Here is a 17,710-nt window from a genome sequence, read left to right as displayed (position 1 = left end):
ACTCAAGCGAACTTCAGCTTGACCGGCTGGCGGATCGGCCCGTGGCCCACGGTGGTCATCCACGGTTCGTAGTCGCCGGCGAGCTCGAAACCCTCGACCTGTTCGACCAGATTGCCCAGCAGAGCCTGCGCTTCCATCGTCGCCAGCACGCGGCCGACACAGCCGTGGACGCCGTAGCCCCAGCCGAGCGAGTGCTTCGTGTCGCGATCGATGTCGTAGGCCTGCGGATCGGTCCAGTAGCGCGGATCGCGGTTGGCGGCGGCGAACATCAGGCCGCAGCGGCTCCCGGCGGGGACGAGGATGTCGTCGATCATCACGTCGGTCGTGGTGATCCGGCCGGCCATGCGGCTCGGCGCGTCCCAGCGCAGCGATTCGTCGAACGCCGCGCGGACCTTCCTGGGTTCGCCGCGCAGCCGGGCGTATTGGTCGGGGAACATCGCCCAGGCGCGAATCGCGTTGGCCATCGTGATGAACGTGGTGTCGGCCCCGGCGCTGAGCACCGTCTGCAGCAGCAGCTTGGCCTCCGCCTGGGTCACCTGCCCGGTGTCGGCGGCGGCATAGATGGTCTCGCCGATCCCGTCCGGATCGAGGGCCGAGCGCTCGCACTGCGTCTCGAGCCAGTCGATCACGGCCGAATAATCGTGCTGCATCGCCTGGTCGAACAGTTCCCCCGGCGGACCCATCGTGGCCCAGACCATTTCGGAAAAGCCGTGCATGTGCTCGCGGCCCTGTTCCGGCAGGCCGAGGATGTCCGGCAGGACCTGGAAGACATAGGCCTGGGCGATGTCGCCCACGGCATCGACCGGTTCGCCTGCCCGGTCGCGCAGGCGGGCCAGCAGTTCCTTCGCGCGTTGGTCGAAGATGGATTTGACCCGCTCGAGCGCGCGGGGGCTGAGCGCGTCGGCGATCACCTTGCGCACCTGGGTGTGGCGCGGGGGATCGTCGGTCAGCAGGATTTCCGGCCGCGGGCTGGTGGGGTCATGCCACGGGCGGCTGGCGCTGGAGAACGTCTTCCAGTCCAGCAGGCCCTTGGTGACGTGTTCGTGTCGCGCGATCATCACCGTCCCGTCGGCAAGGCGCACGGCCGGGGCGAATTCGCGCAGCGCGTCGTCGACCTCGCGCGCGTTGCGCACAGCCTCGGGCGTGAAGATGTCGAGGTCGTAGAGCGGGATGTCCGCCGCGGCGTGGATCACAGCCCCAACCCCTTGAACCACACCGCGCCCGACTGGTCGCGCGTCAGGTGGCCGGCCGTGGGGTCGGCGAAATGCGCCCCGATCACGAGCGTGCCGCTGTCGGTGTAGATGTCCACGAAGCGCAGCCGGCTGGCGCGCCCCGCGTCCTTGTCCATGTCGAAGGTCGCGTCGCGCTGCGGCATGGCGGCCTGCATCGGATGGTGCATCAGGTCGCCGGTGATGACCCCTTCCTCGCCGTTCGAGCTGATCCGCACGTGGACGTGGCCGGGCGTGTGGCCGTGGCTGGCCTCGGTCCACATCCGCCAGCCATCGCCCGCGGCGATTTCGTGGTCGACCTCGATGAAGTCGGCCAGGCCGAGCTCCACGATCGGGTCGACGCACTCCACCAGGTGGCCGTCGGTGTGCACCCCGTCATGGCGGATCACCTGCTGCCAGGCATCGTACTCCGTGCGTCCGAACAGGTAGCGGGCGTTGGGAAAGGTCGGCCGGTACGCGCCGGTCGCCGGATCCTTGTAGGTGTTCCAGCCGACGTGGTCGAAGTGCAGGTGGGTGCACATTACGGTGTCGACGTCCTCGCGGCTCAGCCCGAGCGCCTCCAGGTCCTCCAGGAACCCCTCGGGCAGGTCGCAGAACACGTCGAAGTCGCGCTGCCGCCCCGCGCCGATGCAGGAATCGACCACCATGACCCGCCCCGGCGCCTGCACCACGAAGCCCTGGAAGTTGAGGCGCTGCCGCCCGTCCTGCGTGGCGTAGTGCGGATGCAGCCAGGCGAGCGCCTTGACCTCGTCTTCGGTCGCCTCGGGCATGGTCATGCGGATGTCGTCCTGGAAGTCCCACAGCTCGACGATGCGCGTCACGGTGACGTCGCCGATCCGCCAGGACTTCATGTGCTCCTTGGCCATCAGGCTGCCTTCCTTTTCGCTTTGGGTTTGGCCGCGCCGGGCTTGTAGCGCGCCACGCTCTCGGGCGGCAGCACGGCGGCGGGCAGGGCCGGCTTGCCGAGCACGAAATCCGCGCAGCGCTCGCCGATCATCACGCAGGGCGCATTGGTGTTGCCGCCGATGATCTTGGGCATCACCGACGCGTCGGCGATGCGCAGCCCGGCGATGCCGTTGAAGCGCAGTTCCGTGTCGACCACCGCCTCCGCGTCCGACCCCATGCGGCAGGTGCCGACCGGATGGTGTACGGTGTAGCCGGTCTCGCGGATGTACCTGTCCCATTGCTCGTCGGTTTGGGTGTCCGGCCCGGGCGCGACCTCGACGCCTTCGTACCGCGCGAACGGCTTCGTCGCGAAGGCTTCCCGCGCAATCCGGAGCGCGCGGATCAGCGGCTTGATGTCGTCTGGATGCTCGAGCAGCCTGGGATCGATCACCGGCGCGGCGCCGGGGTCGGGGCTGCCGAGGCGCACGGTCCCGCGGCTCTTCGGATAGAGGCACACCGGGCTGATCGCGTAGCCGTGGCCGAGCGGGAACGGGATCTTCGGATTGGTCAGCCGGCGCGCGGGCTGGAACACGAACTGCACGTCGGGCTTGTCGAGCCCCGGCTCGGTGCGCAGGAAGGCCACGCTCTCGAACACGTTGCCGGCCAGCGGCCCCTTGCGGGTCAGCAGGTACTGGAAGAAGTGCAGCGCATCGCGCGGCAGGACCTTCCACGACAGGCCGTAGCTCGTGCTGTCCTTCGTCTCCATGTGGATCGGGCTGGCCGGATGGTCGTGATAGTTCGCGCCCACGCCGGGCGCGTCCTTCACCACCTCGATGTCCATCTCCTTCAGGTGCGCGGCAGGACCTATGCCGCTGAGCATCAGCAGTTGCGGCGTCTGCACCGCGCCGCCCGACAGGATGACCTCGCGCCGCGCCCGGATGACGCGGCCATCGGCCAGTTCCACCCCGGTCGCCCTGCCGTTCTCGACCAGCACGCGCGCGACCATCGCGCCGGTCTGCAGGTGCACCTTGCCCTTGGCGACCATCGGCCAGAGCATCGCCTGCGCGGTGCTCTCGCGCCGGCCGTCCCGCAGCAAACCCTGGCGGCGGCCGTAGCCTTCCGAATTGGCCCCGTTGAAGTCCTCGCAGGCGGGAAACTGCAGCTCGCCCAGCGCCTCCATGAAGGCATAGTTCAGCGCATTGGGGTTCTCGACCACCTTGACGTTCACCGGGCCCCCGTGGCCGTGGAACACGCTGGCCGGAAATTCCTCGTTGTTCTCGGTGCGGGTGAAATAAGGCAGCACCTCGGCATAGGACCAGCCGGTCGCGCCCATGTCGGCCCAGTCGTCGTAGTCGGTCGGGTGGCCGCGAAAATAGACCATGCCGTTGATCGAGCCCGACCCGCCGACGACCTTGCCGCGCGGCACCGGAATGCTGCGCCCCGCCATCCCCGGCTGCGGCACCGTGGCGAAGCGCCAGTTGGTTTCCTTGCGGCCGATCGCGGCGGCGACGAAGCTCGGGATGTGGATGAACGGATGGCTGTCGGGCCCGCCGGCCTCGATCACGCAGGTCGTCGTGCCCGGGTTCTCCCCCAGCCGCGCCGCCACGCAGGCTCCCGCCGAGCCCGCGCCCACGACGACGAAATCGAATTCGGCGGCTTGCATCCGTCTCTCCCTGCCTGCCTTTTTGCGAGGGGACGGTTAGCTTGGCAAGGATTCAATCGTCACGACTGTTAGGATGGATCGAATTCGATCGCCTTGGCCGCAGCGCCGCTCATGATGAAGCCGATCGGGCGCTCGGCCTCTTCGGTCAGGTGGCCGATCAGGCCGGCTGTGCGGCACAGCAGGCCGATGCCTTTCAGCGCCGGGAGCGGCCAGCCGAGGTCGAGCATGATCGAGGGGATCGCGGCGTTGACGTTGATCGGCAGGTCGCGGCCGATGGTCTCGGGCAGAGCGGCCTTCAATGCGCGCATCATCGCCACGTGCTCGCCCGAAACGCCGCGCTCGTCGGCCATGGCGAGCAGGCGATTGGCGCGCGGGTCGCCCCCGGCGTGCTGCGGGTGGCCGAAGCCGGGCACCGCTTTCGAATGCTCCCGCCACTTGCGGATCTGGCGCTTCGCCACCTCTTCGATCGCATCGCCGCTGTCGCGCCGGTCCTGGACGGCGCCGGCGTAGAACTGGCCGGCGATCTCGGCGCTGCCCAGCACCACGGAGCCGCACCCCAGCAAGCCCGCGGCGACCGCGCCCTGCACCGCCTCGGGCGCGGCGACGAGCGTCATGCGCGCGGCGACCACGCTCGGCACCAGGCCGTGCTCGGCCAGCGCCACCAGCACCGCGTTGAGGAAATACTGCTGCTCGGCATTGGGCATCTGCCCCGTCACCAGCAGCCAGAAATAGCTGGAGAAGTCGATCTGCCCCATCAGGTCGTTCACCAGGTCGTGCCCGCGCACGGTGATGCTTTCGGCATCCGATGTGCAGATCGAGGTGAAGTTCTGGTCCTGCTTGCCGATGCGCATGAATGACTCTCCTTGCCCTCGCTATCGGGCCCCCTTTATGGGCGGGTCAACAGCAAACCCCCGGGAGACGAGACCTTGGCCAAACCGCTCGCAGGCATTCGCGTGCTCGACATGGGGACCTTCATCACCGGCCCGGCCTGCGGGATGCTGCTGGCGGACTTGGGGGCCGAGGTGATCAAGGTCGAACAGCCCGGCACCGGGGATCCGTTCCGCGCCTTCAAGGGCGACCTCTATTCGCCGCATTACCAGACCTACAACCGCAACAAGAAGTCGGTCGAGCTCAACACCAAGCAGGCGGAGGACCTTGCCGCGTTCGACGCGCTGGTGGCGACCGCCGACGTCTTCATCCAGAACTTCCGCCCCGGTGTGGCCGAGCGGCTGGGCGTGGGGCCCGAGCGGCTGCAGGCGCTCAACCCGCGGCTGATCTATTGCGGCATATCCGGCTTCGGCAACGACGGCCCGTGGCGCGACCGGCCCGCGTTCGACACGGTCAGCCAGGCGAGCACCGGCTTCCTGCGGCTGCTGGTCAATCCGGCCAATCCGCGCGTGGTCGGCCCGGCGATCGGCGACGCGGTGACCGGGTTCTTCGCCGCGCAGGGCGTGCTCGCGGCGCTGTACGAACGCGAAAAGACCGGCACGGGCCGGCTGGTCGAGACCAGCATGTTCGAGGCGATGAGCTACTTCAATCTCGACGACTTCACGCATTACCTCAGCGAGGACGAGGTCATGGGCCCCTGGTCGCGCCCGCACGTGTCGCAAAGCTACGTCTTCGAATGCGCCGACGGGGGCTGGATCGCGCTGCACATGTCCAGCCCGCCCAAGTTCTGGGAAGGCCTGGCGGACGCGGTCGGGCATCCCGAGATGCTCGAGCGGCCCGAATTCGCAAGCCGCCCGGCGCGGATCGCCAACTACGAAGCGGTGGTCGACTACCTCGCGCCGCTCTTCAAGGCGCAGCCGCGCAGTTACTGGGAGGAGCGCCTGACCGCGCGCGAAGTGCCGCACTCGGCCGTCTATTCCTCGCGCGAGGTGGTCGAGGGCGAGCTTGCCGCCCACCACGGCCTGGTGGTCGAGGGCGAGGGGGAACGCGGCACATTCCGCACCGTGCGCTATCCGATCCGCTTCGACGGGGAGAAGATGGAGAGCGTCGTCCCGCCGCCCGAACTGGGAGCCGACAACGACCTTATCGGCCGTTAGCGTCCATTGCCTCGTCAGCGCGAGATGATAAGCTGGCTAACGAAGCGCCCCGGAGCAAAGAGTCGGGGGCCCGAGAGGAGCGACCCATGACCAATTCCGTGCCGAGCCGGCTGCACCACACCGCCTATGTCTCCAAGGACCTCGAGGCTACGCGCCATTTCTACGAGGACATCCTCGGCATGCCGCTGGTCGCCACCTGGTGCGAGCAGGAAGAACTGTTCGGCAAGGAACGGACCTACTGCCACTGCTTCTTCGGCCTCAACGACGGCAGCGCGCTGGCGTTCTTCCAGTTCGCACATGACGACGACCAGGCCGAGTTCGGTCCCGAGCTCGCCAGCAGCCCGTTCCGCCATGTCGCGCTCAACGTCGACAAGGCCACGCAGGACGAGCTCGAGAGGCGCATCAGGGACAATGGCCTCGAGGCGACCTACGTGCTCGAACACGGCTATTGCCGCAGCGTCTACGTGGTCGATCCCGACGGCATGATCGTGGAGTTCACCCACGACGCGCCGCACGTCGAGCAGATCAACGAGATGCGCAAGAAGGACGCGCACAGCGAGCTCAAGCGCTGGCTGGCGGGCGATCACACGCCCAACAACGACGTGCGCCCGTCGGAACTCCAAAAGACCGCCGCCTGATGGCGCTGCCCCTGCTGCCGACCTCGCTCGTCGGCTCCTACGCCCAGCCCGAGTGGCTGATCGACCGTGCCAAGCTGGCCGGCCGTTTCCCGCCGCGCACCCGGCAGAAGGAACTGTGGCGCATTCCCGAAGGCGAGATGCTGGAAGAGGCGTGGGACGACGCCACGATCTATGCGATCCACGAGCAGGAGCGCGCCGGCCTCGACATCATCACCGACGGCGAAATGCGCCGCGAGAGCTATTCCAACCGCTTCGCCACCGCGCTCAACGGCGTCGACATGGACAACCACGGCACCGCGCTCGACCGCAGCGGCGAGCCGGTTCCCGTGCCGCGTGTGACCGGGCCGATCAGCCGCCGCCACGCGGTGCAGGTGCGCGACGTCGAGTTCATGAAGCAGCACACCGACAGGGCGATCAAGATCACCGTGCCGGGGCCATTCACCATGAGCCAGCAGGCACAGGACGACTACTACGGCGATCCCGAAGCGCTCGCGGTGGCCTATGGCAAGGCGGTGCGCGAGGAGATCGTCGACCTGTTCGCCGCCGGGGCCGACGTGGTGCAGCTCGACGAGCCCTACATGCAGGCCCGGCCCGACAAGGCGCGGGCCTATGGCCTCAAGGCGCTGGAGGCAGCGCTCGAGGGCGTGACCGGCACGACCGCGCTGCACATCTGCTTCGGCTATGCGCACCTGATTCACGAGCGGCCGGAGGGGTACAGCTTCCTGCCCGAACTGGCAGGGTCGGCGGTGCAGCAGATCTCGATCGAGACGGCCCAGTCCAACCTCGACACCGCGGTGCTCGAAAGCCTGCCGGGCAAGACCATCATCCTGGGCGTGCTCGACCTGTCGAACCACGCGGTGGAGGAGCCCGAGGTGGTCGCCGCACGGATTCGCAAGGCGCTGCCGCACATCGCCGCCGAAAAGGTCATCGTCGCCCCCGACTGCGGCCTCAAGTATCTCCCGCGCGAGGTCGCGTTCGGCAAGATGAAGGCCATGGTCGAAGGGGCCAGGATCGTCCGCGCCGAGCTGTCCTGACGTGCCGTTCAAGACCACGCACACCGGCAGCCTGCCGCGGCCCGAGCATCTGCTCGACCTGATGCTCGCGCGCGAAGGGGGCGACGAAGTTTCGTCCGAAGCGATGAATTCGGCGGTCGAGGAAGCGACGAAATTCGTCGTCCGGCGGCAGGTCGAGGCGGGCATTACCGTCGTCAACGACGGCGAGATGTCCAAGCCCAGCTACGCGACCTACATCAAGCACCGCCTCTCCGGCTTCGGCGGCGAGGCGGGGCAATACGCGTTCCAGGACCTTGAGGAATTCCCCGGCGCCAAGGCGCAAGTGTTTGGAAACAAAGGCCGCGCCAGGCGCTCCGCCCCCGCCTGCACCGGACCGATCGAGGTCATCGACATGGAGGCCCCGCGCGAGGATGCCGAGCGGCTGCGGCGTATCGCGGGCGAGCACGAGACCTTCATGTCCGCCGCCAGCCCGGGCGTCACGGCATTGTTTTTCCCCAACAAATATTACGCCAGCGACGAGGAATACGTCTTCGCGCTCGCCGAGGGGCTGCGCCACGAATACGAGAGCATCGCCGATGCCGGCATCACCTTGCAGGTCGACTGCCCCGACCTGGCGATGGGCCGCCACGTCCAGTTCACCGACCTGAGCCTCGAGGATTTCCGCAAGCGCATCGCCATGAACGTCGCCGCACTCAATCACGCTTTGCGCAACATCGCGCCCGAGCGGCTGCGGATGCACCTGTGCTGGGGCAACTACCCGGGCCCGCACCATTGCGACGTCGACCTGGCCGCCATTGCCGACATCGTCTGGTCGGCCCGCCCGCAAACCGTGCTGCTCGAAGGCGCCAATCCGCGCCACGCGCACGAGTTCGCCTTCTTCGAGGAAAATCCGCTGCCCGAGGGCAAGATCCTATGCCCCGGCATGATCGAGCCGCAGTCCCCCTATATCGAGCATCCCGAGCTGATCGCCCAGCGGATCGGCCGTTATGCCGACCTGCTCGGCGCGGAGCGGGTGCTGGCGGGCGTCGACTGCGGGTTTTCGGTCCACGCGGGCAGCAACACCGTCGATCCGGAGGTCGTCTGGGCCAAGCTCGCCGCACTCTCGCAGGGCGCCGAGATCGCCTCGCGCCGCTACGCCTGAGCGGGCCGGAACTCACTCCCGTCGCTGCGCAAAACCCGTTTTCGCCCATCGCGAATGGGTGTATTCTCGCTCCGCTGGAAAGCGCGGATTCCACGGGGGAGAGAGAATCATGCGGAATATCCTGGTACCGGTGGCATGCGCCGCCTTGCTCGCACCCGCCGCGGCGATTGCCGCAGACCCTTGTCCAAGGGCCCCGGCCGATGCCGTGGCCGGCTACGGCGAACCGGCCGGCACGCCCGAGGCGGGGCGCACGGCCTACATGCCCGCCGGCCTCACGATGCTGGGCAAGGACGTGCCCTACGTCTTGGTCATGCGGCAAGGGGGCGATGGCCCGGTCGAGGAGATCGCCTACCGGCTCGGCGGCGTGAACCGCAAGACCGGCAGCCCGCCCGAAGGCGCGATCGCCAAGCTATTCGACGAATCGTTCGACGGCGGCTCGTGCAGCAAGACCAAGAACAGCAGCTGCGGCGTCGCCTACGACCCGCCGCAGGCCGACGGGTTCTCGGGCGCGGAGCTCAATTCGGGCAGCCTGTGGATCGAAGGCAAGCCGACCGGCAACGCCATCGGCCTGATCCGCGCCGATGCCGACATGACCGAAGGCGGCCCGCTGTTTCTGGTCTGCGTCTACGAACCCAAGTAGGCGGCACGCGCACCACTGGCGCACGGCGCGGTGTCCGGCTAGTCCGGCCATCGCGCGGACGTGGCGGAATGGTAGACGCCGGGGACTTAAAATCCCCTGAGCCTTGCTCGTGTGGGTTCGAGTCCCACCGTCCGCACCAACGCAAAAGGGCCGCCCTTGCGGACGACCCTTTTCGCTATGGCGCACCCGACAGGATTCGAACCTGTGGCCTCTGCCTTCGGAGGGCAGCGCTCTATCCAGCTGAGCTACGGGTGCGTGCTGGACGAGCGCCTAGCAACGCCGGTGCGGCGCGCCAAGCGCAATCTCTTGCGCTGGCGCCCCGTTCCGCCCGGCGGGGGCGGCGGCTAGCTGCCGCTGCGCTGGGCCGCGCGCGAGCCGCCTTCGCCGAACTGGTTGAGCGACTTGCCGTCCTTGGTGATCGTGACGTTGAAGCCACCGCGGCGGCCGTCGCGCAGCGGGTAGTAGGTCAGGTCGATCTTGTCGCCCGGCGCGACCGACCGCTTGGACCAGCCGTAGCGCACGAGGTGGTTGGGGCTCATCCCTTCGAAGGCCCACTTCTTGCCGCTCGCGTCGCGGACGTAGAGGAAGGTGTGGGGATTGGTCCATTCCCACTTCTCCACCGTCATCCCGGTCAGCGGCTTGGCCTTGCCCCATTCGAACATGGCGGTCGAATGGTGCGCCAGGGCTGGCACCCCGAGGGACAGGATGGCGGCGCCGCCAAGGGCGGCAGCGGCCAGGGCTATGCGGTTGGAAATGCGGGTCATGTCCTCTCCTTTGCTCCCGGCCGGCTGAACCCGTCCTGAGCAGTTTCATTTCCTTTTTGCCATGTTCAACCGGACGGAATCAACCTCGTTCTTGACGGCAGCAAAAATGCGCAACAACTTGCGCCGCAAATCGAAACGGGAATGTGGAGGGATTGATGAAGGGTCGGACCAGGCTTTTGGCGGCGGTGGCCATGATGGCGTTGAGCCCGGTTCAGGCCGCGGCGCAGCAGGCGCCGGCGCCCGCCGCCCCGGCCGCGGCGACCCCGGCCGCCCCCTATGTCGTGCCCGATGCCATGTCCTACCACGAAGTCACCGCCTGGCCCGACTGGAACGGGGTCTGGTATCCCGACTGGACGCTACTGTTCGAAGGCCGCTCGCGCGCGGCGCCCAAGTGGAACCCCGCTACGCAGGCGAAGGTCGACGCATACCTCGAATCGATCCGCGAGAACGGCCCCAATCAGGAACAGCAGGCGCAGTGCCTGCCGCCGGGCTTGCCGGGTACGATGCAGCAGCCCTATCCGATCGAGTTCGTTTACTCCCCCGGCCGGGTGACTATCCTGACCGAAGCCTACCAGCAGGCCCGCAGGGTCTATGTCGACGGGCGGGCGCTTCCGGAGGACCCCGACCTGTTCTTCCTGGGCAATTCGGTCGGGCGCTGGGAGGGCGACACGCTGATCGTCGATACCAACGGGTTGAGCCCGCAGACGCTGCTGGCGCCGGGGGTGAACCACACCGAAAAATCGACCCTGCGCGAGCGGATCTACCTGCAGGCGCCGGGGCAGATGATCCTGGAGATGACCTTCAGCAACCCGGACCTGCTGACCGAACCGTTCGTCACGCGGATCGCTTACAAGCTCGATAACTCCTTCCCCATCCGCGAATACGTCTGCGCCGAGAACAACCGGCTGACGACCGATGGGCACGGGGCCAACATCGACCTGGGGCTGGACGAGGAAGACGCCGAAGGCGGCGCGGACCCCTTCGCCGGGACCGAGTGAAACCGCGCGCGAATTAGCGAATTGGCAAGGCTGGCACGGCTAGACCGTGCAGCCATGAACGCCATCACGCCGCCTTTCACGCCCGGCCCGCGCAAGGACGCGAGCAACCGCGCACCGGCCGGGCGCCAGTTCGGCCAGGGTACCGCGGCCAATGCCGCTAATGCCGCCAGCCGTAAGTGGGCGGCCTTGCAGGATGCGGCCAATGTGGTTTCGACGCTTGCCGGGTTCGAGGTCGAGCGGCCGAGCACCGAGGTGCGCAACTTCCCCGCGCTGATTCGCGAAACCGCGCAATGGCGGCGCGAACTCGCCGAACAGGGGATCGACGACATGACCGCGATGATGCAGCCCGGGATCGCCGCGCTGCTGGGCGTCAATGCCCGCGGCGCCGATCCGCGCCCCGCCGCGCTGGCGCTGTGGCGCGAGTTCGTGGCCGCGCGCTCCGCGCTGCTGGCGCTGCTGCCGCCGAGCGGCGCGATGGGCCCGCCGCGCAGCGCTTGACCGCGCGACCGCCGATCATCCGCGCTTGACCGGGTTCACTGTCTGTTCCAGTTTCGGCGCATGGCCGATTCGTCTTCCCTCACCCTCAGCAATCCCCAGTTCGACCGGCGGGCCAAGGCCGTCGTGCGCGGGGTCTGCCGCCTGTTCGCCCGCAATGACATCTGGGCGCTGACCGAGATGCCGCTGCGCAACGGGCGGCGGGCCGACCTGATGGGAATCGACACCAAGGGCCGCATCGTCATCGTCGAAATCAAGACCGCACGCGGCGACCTGATGGGCGACGGGAAGTGGCCCGACTACCTCGATTTCTGCGACCGCTTCTACTGGGGCCTGCCGCCCGAGCTCGACCGTGCCTGCCTCGACGGGGAGGACTTCCGCCCCGACTGCTGCGGCGTGATCGTGGGCGACGAGTACGACGCGGAGATCGTCCGCCCCGCCCCGAGCCACCCGCTGGCGGCCGCGCGGCGCAAGGCGGAGACCGAACGTCTCGCCCGCACCGCGCTGCGCCGCCTGGTCGTCGGGTCCGATCCCGACTGCCACACCTGGGGTCGGGGACTCGACTAGCCGGCTAAGCTAGCCGAGCAGGACTTCGGCGATCTGCACGGCATTGAGCGCCGCGCCCTTCCGGAGATTGTCGCCCACCACGAACAGCGCCAGGCCGTTCTCGACCGAGCGGTCAGGACGGACGCGGCCGACGAACACGGGATCCTTGCCCGTCGCCTCGAGCGGGTTGGGCACCTCGGTCACCACCACGCCGGGAGCGCGGGCGAGCAGATCGAGCGCTTGTTCGACGCCGATCGGACGCTCGAACGCGCAGTTGAGCGACAGGGCATGGCCGGTGAACACCGGGACCCGCACGCAGGTGCCGGACACCGCGAGATCGGGCAGGTCGAGGATCTTGCGGCTCTCGTCGCGCAGCTTGAGTTCCTCCTCGGTGTAGCCGTCCTCGCCCAGCACGTAGTTGAGCGGGACGACGTTGAAGGCGATCGGCACCGTCCACTTGCGCACCGGGCCGAGATCGACCGCGTCGCCTTCGCGCGCCAGCGCCGCGCTGCCGGCCGCGCCCGCCGCGACCTGGTCGGCGAGGATCTCCACCCCCTCGACCCCGCCACCGGACACCGCCTGGTAGGTGCTGGCGACCAGACGGGTGAGGCCTGCGGCGTCGTGCAGCACCTTGAGCACCGGCATGGCGGCCATCGTGGTGCAGTTGGGATTGGCGACGATCCCCTTGGGCCGCACCGCCATCGCCTCCGGATTGACCTCGGCCACGACGAGCGGGACCTCGGGGTCGGACCGCCACGCGCTGGAGTTGTCGATCACTACCGCGCCGGCCGCCGCGACCTTGGGCGCGAGCGCCCGCGAGGTCGAACCCCCGGCGGAGAAGAACACCACGTCGAGCCCGGCGTAGTCGGCCGTGACGGCGTCCTCGACCGTCACCTCGCCGTCGCGGAAGCGCACCGTCTTGCCAGCCGAGCGGGCCGAGGCGAAAAGACGCACGCTGGAAAGCGGGAATTCCCGCTCCGCCAGCAGGTCGAGCATCATCGAGCCGACGAGGCCGGTGGCGCCCACGATCCCCACGGCGGGGCGGGCGGGCAGTCTGGCATGGGTATTCATGAAAGGCGTCTCCTAAAGAAGCGGAGGCGCGGGGGACTGGCCTTGGCGTACCGAAAGCCCCCGCATCGTCCGCGAGGGCTGTGTCCGGCTGGCTAGTCGATGATCGACACGACTGCCCGGACCGCCCCGCGGGTGCGGGTCGGTTTCGGGGTGATAATAATCGTGCGTGCCGGTGTCATCGCGGCGCCGGATAAGTGCGGCGAGCGGCGAAGTAAACATGCAAACTGTGCAGCCGGGTCAAGCGCTGCTATCGCCCGCGCGTGAACGCGATCCTCTATTCGGCCCTGGCCATGACGCTGATCGTCGGCGTGCGCTATCTGGCGGCGAGCGGGCTCTTCGCCTGGCTTACGCGGCGGGTGCGGCCCGGGCTCTACACCGGGCTCGATCGCCAGATTCGGCGCGAGATCGGCTGGTCGCTCGCCTCGGCGGCGATCTACGGCATTCCTGCGGGCGTGATCGCCTGGGGCTGGCAGGAGCACGGCTGGACCCGCGTCTACACCGGGTGGAACGACTATCCGCTCGCCTGGCTGCCGCTGTCCGTCCTCGCCTACCTCTTTGCGCACGACACGTGGTTTTACTGGACCCACCGGCTGATGCACCGCCCGCGCTGGTTCCGCCTGGCCCATGCCGTGCATCACGCCAGCCGCCCGCCCACCGCCTGGGCCGCGATGAGCTTCCACCCGATCGAGGCGCTGACGGGGGCCGTCGTCATCCCGGTGCTCGTGTTCCTGATCCCCATCCATTTCGCGATGCTGGGTGTCGTCCTCAGCGTGATGACCGTGATGGGCGTGACCAATCACATGGGCTGGGAGATGTTTCCCCGGCGCCTCGTTCATTCAAATGCAGGGGAATGGGTGATAACGGCGAGCCACCATCAACGGCACCATGACGAGTACCTATGCAATTTCGGGCTCTACTTCCGCTTCTGGGACAGGCTGTGCGGCACCGACCGCGGGCTCTCGCCGCGCTCGGCCTGACCGCCGCCGCCGTGCTCGTCACGGGCGCCGGGCTACCGGGGGCGGACGTGCGCGCGACGGTGACCGGGCTGCGCTCCGCCAAGGGGCTGGTGCAGGCCTGCCTCACCACCGATGCAAAGAATTTCCCCGATTGCGAAGCCGACCCCAGGGCCCGCTCGCTGACCGTCAAGGCGGGCGAGACGGTGGTTCTCGACTTCGGCCGGGTGGCGCCGGGTCGCTACGCGATCTCGCTGCTGCACGACGAGAACGGCAACGGCCGGGTCGACAAGGCGCTGATGATACCGAAGGAGGGCTTCGGCTTTTCGCGCGATGCGCGGGTCGTGATGGGCCCGCCGAAATTCTCCGCCGCCGCCTTCGAGGTGACGGGCGAGGACGTGTCGCAAAAGATCCGCATGCGCTACATGCTCTGACGCCCGACCGGCTTGCCGGGCGGCGCCGCGCGGCCTAGGCGGCCCAAGTGACAGACACGGAAGGCAATTTCGGCGAACCGGCCCGCAGGATCGCGGCCGGCTCTTCCCTCGCCCCGTTTCGCTGGCCGGCCTACCGCGCGCTGTGGACCGCCAATCTCGTCTCCGCGCTCGGCAGCATGACCCAGTCGGTCGCGGCCGCCTGGCTGATGACCGACCTCACCTCTTCGCACCTGCTCGTCGCCCTGGTCCAGGCCTCGGTCGCCATACCGGTGCTCTTCCTGGGCGTGTTCGCCGGGGCGATCGCCGACAGCTTCGATCGCCGGGCAGTCATGCTGGCGGCGAACCTCGGCATGGCGGCGATTTCGGTCGCCTTGTCGGTCATGGCCTGGGTCGATGCGGTTACGCCTCTCTCGCTGCTGCTGATGACCTTGCTGATCGGCTGCGGCTTCGCGCTCAACGGTCCGGCATGGCAGGCGTCGGTACGCCTGCAGGTCCCGCGCGAGGACCTGCCGCAGGCGATCTCGCTCAATTCGATCTCGTTCAACCTGGCGCGCAGCGTGGGCCCGGCGATCGGCGGCATCCTGCTCTCGCTTTCGGGGCCGAAACTGGCCTTCACCGTCAACGCGCTGAGCTATTCGCTGATGATCATCGTGCTGCTACGCTGGAAGGTGCAGCGCACCGCGCCCGAGAAGCGCCGCAAGATGCTGCCCGCCATCGGCGAGGGCCTGCGTTTCTGCGCCGGATCCAGCCCGGTGCGCCGCGTGCTGATGCGCGGGTTCTCCTTCGGCCTTGGCGCAACCGCCTACCAGTCGCTGATCCCGCTGGTCGTGCGCGAACAGGTGCGCGGCGCGGAGCTCGACTTCGGGATAATCCTCGGCACCTTCGGCGTCGGTTCGGTCGTGACCGCGCTGTGGATCTCGCGCCTGCGCCGCCGCTTCGGCCCGGAGGCGATCGTGACGGGGGCGATGGCCGCATCGGCCGCCGCGATGGCCTTCCTCGCCTTCGCCACCACCGTTCCCCTGGCCGTGGTCGCCAGCTTCGTCGCCGGGGCCGGGCAGGTCTCCGCGCTGACCAGCCTCAACGTGGCGATGCAACTGCGCAGCCCCGATGCCATCCTCGGTCGCTGCCTGTCGATCTACCAGGCGCTGGTGTTCGGCGGGTTTGCGGTCGGATCGTGGCTGTGGGGCGCATTTTCCGATGTCTCGGGACTGCCCGCAGCCCTGCTCGCCGCAGCAGCCTGGCTGCTGCTTGCGCTGATCGTGCTGCGCATATTCGCCCCGATGCCGCGCATCGGCGAAGGAACGGTAGCGCATTGAGCGCCGCCATGACGCCAGCAATTTTGCCGAAATCGGCCTCTTTCCCCGGCATTTAACGGTTAATTTACCACGCGGCGCCACAAGCGTGTCCTGTAACACGACACCGGGGGCATCTGTGCCATGGACACGTTGAGGGGCAATTTCGAAGCGCTGGACAACAGCGACTTCGACGCGGGCGACGAAGAGGTCGTGCGCGATACCCCGCCGGCCGCGATCGGCCAGGACGAGCGGCGCATGCAGGTGCGTGCCTACAACCACTGGGCAAGCCTGCTGGAAGACCGCAACTTCCCCGGCATCGACGGGTTCGATCCGGCCGACCTGCCCGATTTCGGGCCCTATAGCGTCCTGCTCGACTTTACCTCGGGCATCGAGGATCCGGGCATCACTTTCCTGGGCCAGGAACTCGCCGGGGAGTGCGATGTCACCGTGGGCAATCTCAGGACGCTGGCCGACGTGCCGAGCCGTTCGCTGCTCAGCCGCATCACCGACCATTACATGCAGATCCTGGCCAACCAGGCGCCGATCGGGTTCGAGGCCGAATTCGTCAACCAGCGCGCGTCGACGATTCTCTATCGTGGCATCCTGCTGCCATTCTCGACCGACGACGAGCGGATCGACTTCATCTACGGCGTGATCAACTGGAAGGAACTGGCCGACCAGCATACGTCCGACGAGCTGCTGCTGCAGGTCGATCAGGCGCTGGAACAGAAGCCCGAGATCGCCCCGCACCGCGCCGACGACGCGCCGATGACCGACTGGGCCGACGGCCCGGGAGCGCTGGTGGCCAACGATACCGGCGACGAGGAACCGCTCGAACTGACCACGGAAGCCGGTTGGGACGAAGATGACGAATCCGAAGAAAGCCCGATCGACTACGCCAAGAAATTCAACCTCAGCTACGACGACGACGATTACGACGAGGACGAGGGCGAAACCTGGGGCGACGAAGGCGAGGATCTGCCGCGCCCGGCGTTCGGGTCGCTGACTTCGATCGGCGCAAGCCTGCGCAAGAGCGAGCCGCGCGCCACCGCGCTGCCCGAACTGCCGCCCGGCGAGGACGATTTCCGCGACATCGAGCTCGATCAGGTCGATGCTGCCGCCGCTTATGCTGCGCCGGCCGGCTATGCCACGAACGGCTATGCCGGAGACGACTTCTCAGGTGAAGACTTTGCCGCGCAGGGCTTTGCCGACGACGATTTCGCCGGCGCCCACGTGCCGGAGACCGACAGTTTCGGCGAGGCCGAGACCGGCCTGGAACTTCCCGCGATCGATCCGTCCGAGATGGAACTGGGCGACTGGCTCGCCGTGGCGCGCGAGACCGCCGACCTGGCGCGGACCAGCGAAGACCGGACCCGCGCGACGCTCTACGATGCCATCGGGCGTGCTTACGACTTCTCGCTCGCCGCGCAGGAAAATCCCGCCGATTTCGACGAGATCGTGGTCGACGCGGGCCTGACCGTGCAGGAACGTGCGCCGCTGACCCCGGTGGTCAAGCTCGTGTTCGGCGCGGATTACGACAAGACGCGCCTGACCGAGTACGCCACCGCGCTGGGCCACGCCCACCGCATCGGCCTGCCGCGCGGCGGGCTGGGCGAATTCCTCCGCACGTCGGACGGCGGCCTCAAGGCCGTGGTCGCGGCCGAACGGCGGCTGCGCAAGGCCGAGAGCGGCAAGGAACCCGCCGAGGATCCGCGCGAGAAGCTGGTCGCCGCGCTGCGCGCGCTCGACCCGGTCGATTTCGCCGATCTGGCCACCGACGGAAGCGAGTTCGCGCTAGTGATGATCCGCCGCGTCGACGGCCGGATCGCAATCGTCGGCGAAGTGCCGCATGACGACGGCCTGGTCGAGAAGGCGGGCAAGCGGATCGTCGGCTGACCGC

The 17,710-nt window shown here is 68.1% G+C and carries 18 protein-coding genes and 2 tRNA genes; 13 read left to right on the top strand and 7 right to left on the bottom strand.

The features are described 5' to 3' along the window. Positions 1-2: 2 nt before the first annotated feature. The 4 genes from ACWPMZ_RS12290 to ACWPMZ_RS12275 all read right to left on the bottom strand — a co-directional run bounded on the left by ACWPMZ_RS12290 (position 3) and on the right by ACWPMZ_RS12275 (position 4,628). Positions 3-1,193 (bottom strand): cytochrome P450, encoded by a 1,191-nt coding sequence (locus ACWPMZ_RS12290; RefSeq protein ID WP_455704350.1) that lies wholly within the window; start codon positions 1,191-1,193, stop codon positions 3-5. After that, a complete protein-coding gene (locus ACWPMZ_RS12285) occupies positions 1,190-2,095 on the bottom strand; it encodes an MBL fold metallo-hydrolase (RefSeq protein WP_455704349.1) in 906 nt (301 codons plus the stop codon). The genes ACWPMZ_RS12290 and ACWPMZ_RS12285 overlap by 4 nt, the downstream gene beginning before the upstream one ends. Further along, positions 2,095-3,777 (bottom strand): GMC family oxidoreductase, encoded by a 1,683-nt coding sequence (locus ACWPMZ_RS12280; protein WP_455704348.1) that lies wholly within the window; start codon positions 3,775-3,777, stop codon positions 2,095-2,097. Before ACWPMZ_RS12280 ends, ACWPMZ_RS12285 begins: the two co-directional genes overlap by 1 nt. A gap of 68 nt (positions 3,778-3,845) precedes the next feature. After that, positions 3,846-4,628 carry a citryl-CoA lyase gene (locus ACWPMZ_RS12275; RefSeq protein WP_455704347.1) on the bottom strand — a complete coding sequence of 261 codons (783 nt, stop codon included), beginning with the start codon at positions 4,626-4,628 and terminating at the stop codon, positions 3,846-3,848. A 75-nt stretch (positions 4,629-4,703) separates the two neighbouring features. Between ACWPMZ_RS12275 and ACWPMZ_RS12270 the strand changes: the two genes are divergently transcribed. The 6 genes from ACWPMZ_RS12270 to ACWPMZ_RS12245 all read left to right on the top strand — a co-directional run bounded on the left by ACWPMZ_RS12270 (position 4,704) and on the right by ACWPMZ_RS12245 (position 9,393). Then, positions 4,704-5,822 (top strand): CaiB/BaiF CoA transferase family protein, encoded by a 1,119-nt coding sequence (locus ACWPMZ_RS12270; protein ID WP_455704346.1) that lies wholly within the window; start codon positions 4,704-4,706, stop codon positions 5,820-5,822. A gap of 86 nt (positions 5,823-5,908) precedes the next feature. Continuing rightward, entirely contained in the window at positions 5,909-6,460 is a 552-nt protein-coding gene (locus ACWPMZ_RS12265) for a VOC family protein (RefSeq protein ID WP_455704345.1), read from the top strand. Beyond that, the gene (locus ACWPMZ_RS12260; RefSeq protein WP_455704344.1) at positions 6,460-7,494 is read left to right on the top strand and encodes a 5-methyltetrahydropteroyltriglutamate--homocysteine methyltransferase; all 1,035 of its coding nucleotides are present in this window, start codon (positions 6,460-6,462) and stop codon (positions 7,492-7,494) included. The genes ACWPMZ_RS12265 and ACWPMZ_RS12260 overlap by 1 nt, the downstream gene beginning before the upstream one ends. Position 7,495: 1 nt before the next feature. Then, positions 7,496-8,614 (top strand): cobalamin-independent methionine synthase II family protein, encoded by a 1,119-nt coding sequence (locus ACWPMZ_RS12255; protein ID WP_455704343.1) that lies wholly within the window; start codon positions 7,496-7,498, stop codon positions 8,612-8,614. Between the two features lie 109 nt (positions 8,615-8,723). Beyond that, positions 8,724-9,254, top strand: a complete 531-nt coding sequence (locus tag ACWPMZ_RS12250; protein WP_455704342.1) for a hypothetical protein — start codon at positions 8,724-8,726, stop codon at positions 9,252-9,254. 54 nt (positions 9,255-9,308) lie between these two features. Continuing rightward, positions 9,309-9,393 (top strand) — tRNA-Leu (locus ACWPMZ_RS12245). A 39-nt stretch (positions 9,394-9,432) separates the two neighbouring features. Here the strand turns inward: ACWPMZ_RS12245 and ACWPMZ_RS12240 are convergent. Further along, positions 9,433-9,509: transfer RNA gene (locus tag ACWPMZ_RS12240), tRNA-Arg, on the bottom strand. An 89-nt stretch (positions 9,510-9,598) separates the two neighbouring features. Continuing rightward, positions 9,599-10,018, bottom strand: coding sequence for a DUF6152 family protein (locus ACWPMZ_RS12235; RefSeq protein WP_455704341.1), 420 nt, complete (start codon positions 10,016-10,018; stop codon positions 9,599-9,601). 155 nt (positions 10,019-10,173) lie between these two features. Here ACWPMZ_RS12235 and ACWPMZ_RS12230 point away from each other — a divergent pair, with 155 nt between their 5' ends. The 3 genes from ACWPMZ_RS12230 to ACWPMZ_RS12220 are packed head-to-tail and all read left to right on the top strand — an operon-like array spanning position 10,174 to position 12,078. Continuing rightward, a complete protein-coding gene (locus ACWPMZ_RS12230) occupies positions 10,174-11,016 on the top strand; it encodes a hypothetical protein (protein WP_455704340.1) in 843 nt (280 codons plus the stop codon). Positions 11,017-11,070: 54 nt separating this feature from the next. Then, positions 11,071-11,514, top strand: a complete 444-nt coding sequence (locus ACWPMZ_RS12225; RefSeq protein ID WP_455704339.1) for a hypothetical protein — start codon at positions 11,071-11,073, stop codon at positions 11,512-11,514. Positions 11,515-11,574: 60 nt separating this feature from the next. Continuing rightward, the gene (locus tag ACWPMZ_RS12220) at positions 11,575-12,078 is read left to right on the top strand and encodes an MmcB family DNA repair protein (protein ID WP_455704338.1); all 504 of its coding nucleotides are present in this window, start codon (positions 11,575-11,577) and stop codon (positions 12,076-12,078) included. A gap of 9 nt (positions 12,079-12,087) precedes the next feature. On the opposite strand, the gene ACWPMZ_RS12215 is transcribed toward ACWPMZ_RS12220, so the two are convergent. Then, on the bottom strand, positions 12,088-13,128 hold the full coding sequence (locus ACWPMZ_RS12215) for an aspartate-semialdehyde dehydrogenase (RefSeq protein ID WP_455704337.1): 1,041 nt from the start codon (positions 13,126-13,128) through the stop codon (positions 12,088-12,090). 290 nt (positions 13,129-13,418) lie between these two features. On the opposite strand from ACWPMZ_RS12215, the gene ACWPMZ_RS12210 reads away from it, so the two are divergent. The 4 genes from ACWPMZ_RS12210 (at position 13,419) to ACWPMZ_RS12195 (ending at position 17,706) form a co-directional block, all read left to right on the top strand. Beyond that, positions 13,419-14,105 (top strand): sterol desaturase family protein, encoded by a 687-nt coding sequence (locus ACWPMZ_RS12210; RefSeq protein WP_455705146.1) that lies wholly within the window; start codon positions 13,419-13,421, stop codon positions 14,103-14,105. Then, a complete protein-coding gene (locus tag ACWPMZ_RS12205) occupies positions 14,066-14,515 on the top strand; it encodes a DUF2141 domain-containing protein (protein WP_455704336.1) in 450 nt (149 codons plus the stop codon). The genes ACWPMZ_RS12210 and ACWPMZ_RS12205 overlap by 40 nt, the downstream gene beginning before the upstream one ends. 47 nt (positions 14,516-14,562) lie before the next feature. Beyond that, positions 14,563-15,831 (top strand): MFS transporter, encoded by a 1,269-nt coding sequence (locus tag ACWPMZ_RS12200; RefSeq protein ID WP_455704335.1) that lies wholly within the window; start codon positions 14,563-14,565, stop codon positions 15,829-15,831. Between the two features lie 120 nt (positions 15,832-15,951). After that, positions 15,952-17,706: a PAS domain-containing protein gene (locus ACWPMZ_RS12195; RefSeq protein ID WP_455704334.1), complete on the top strand. Its 1,755-nt coding sequence runs from the start codon at positions 15,952-15,954 to the stop codon at positions 17,704-17,706. The last annotated feature ends 4 nt before the right edge of the window (positions 17,707-17,710 follow it).

The organism is Tsuneonella sp. HG222, assembly GCF_053819185.1.
This window is presented reverse-complemented; position numbering and strand designations above follow the sequence as displayed.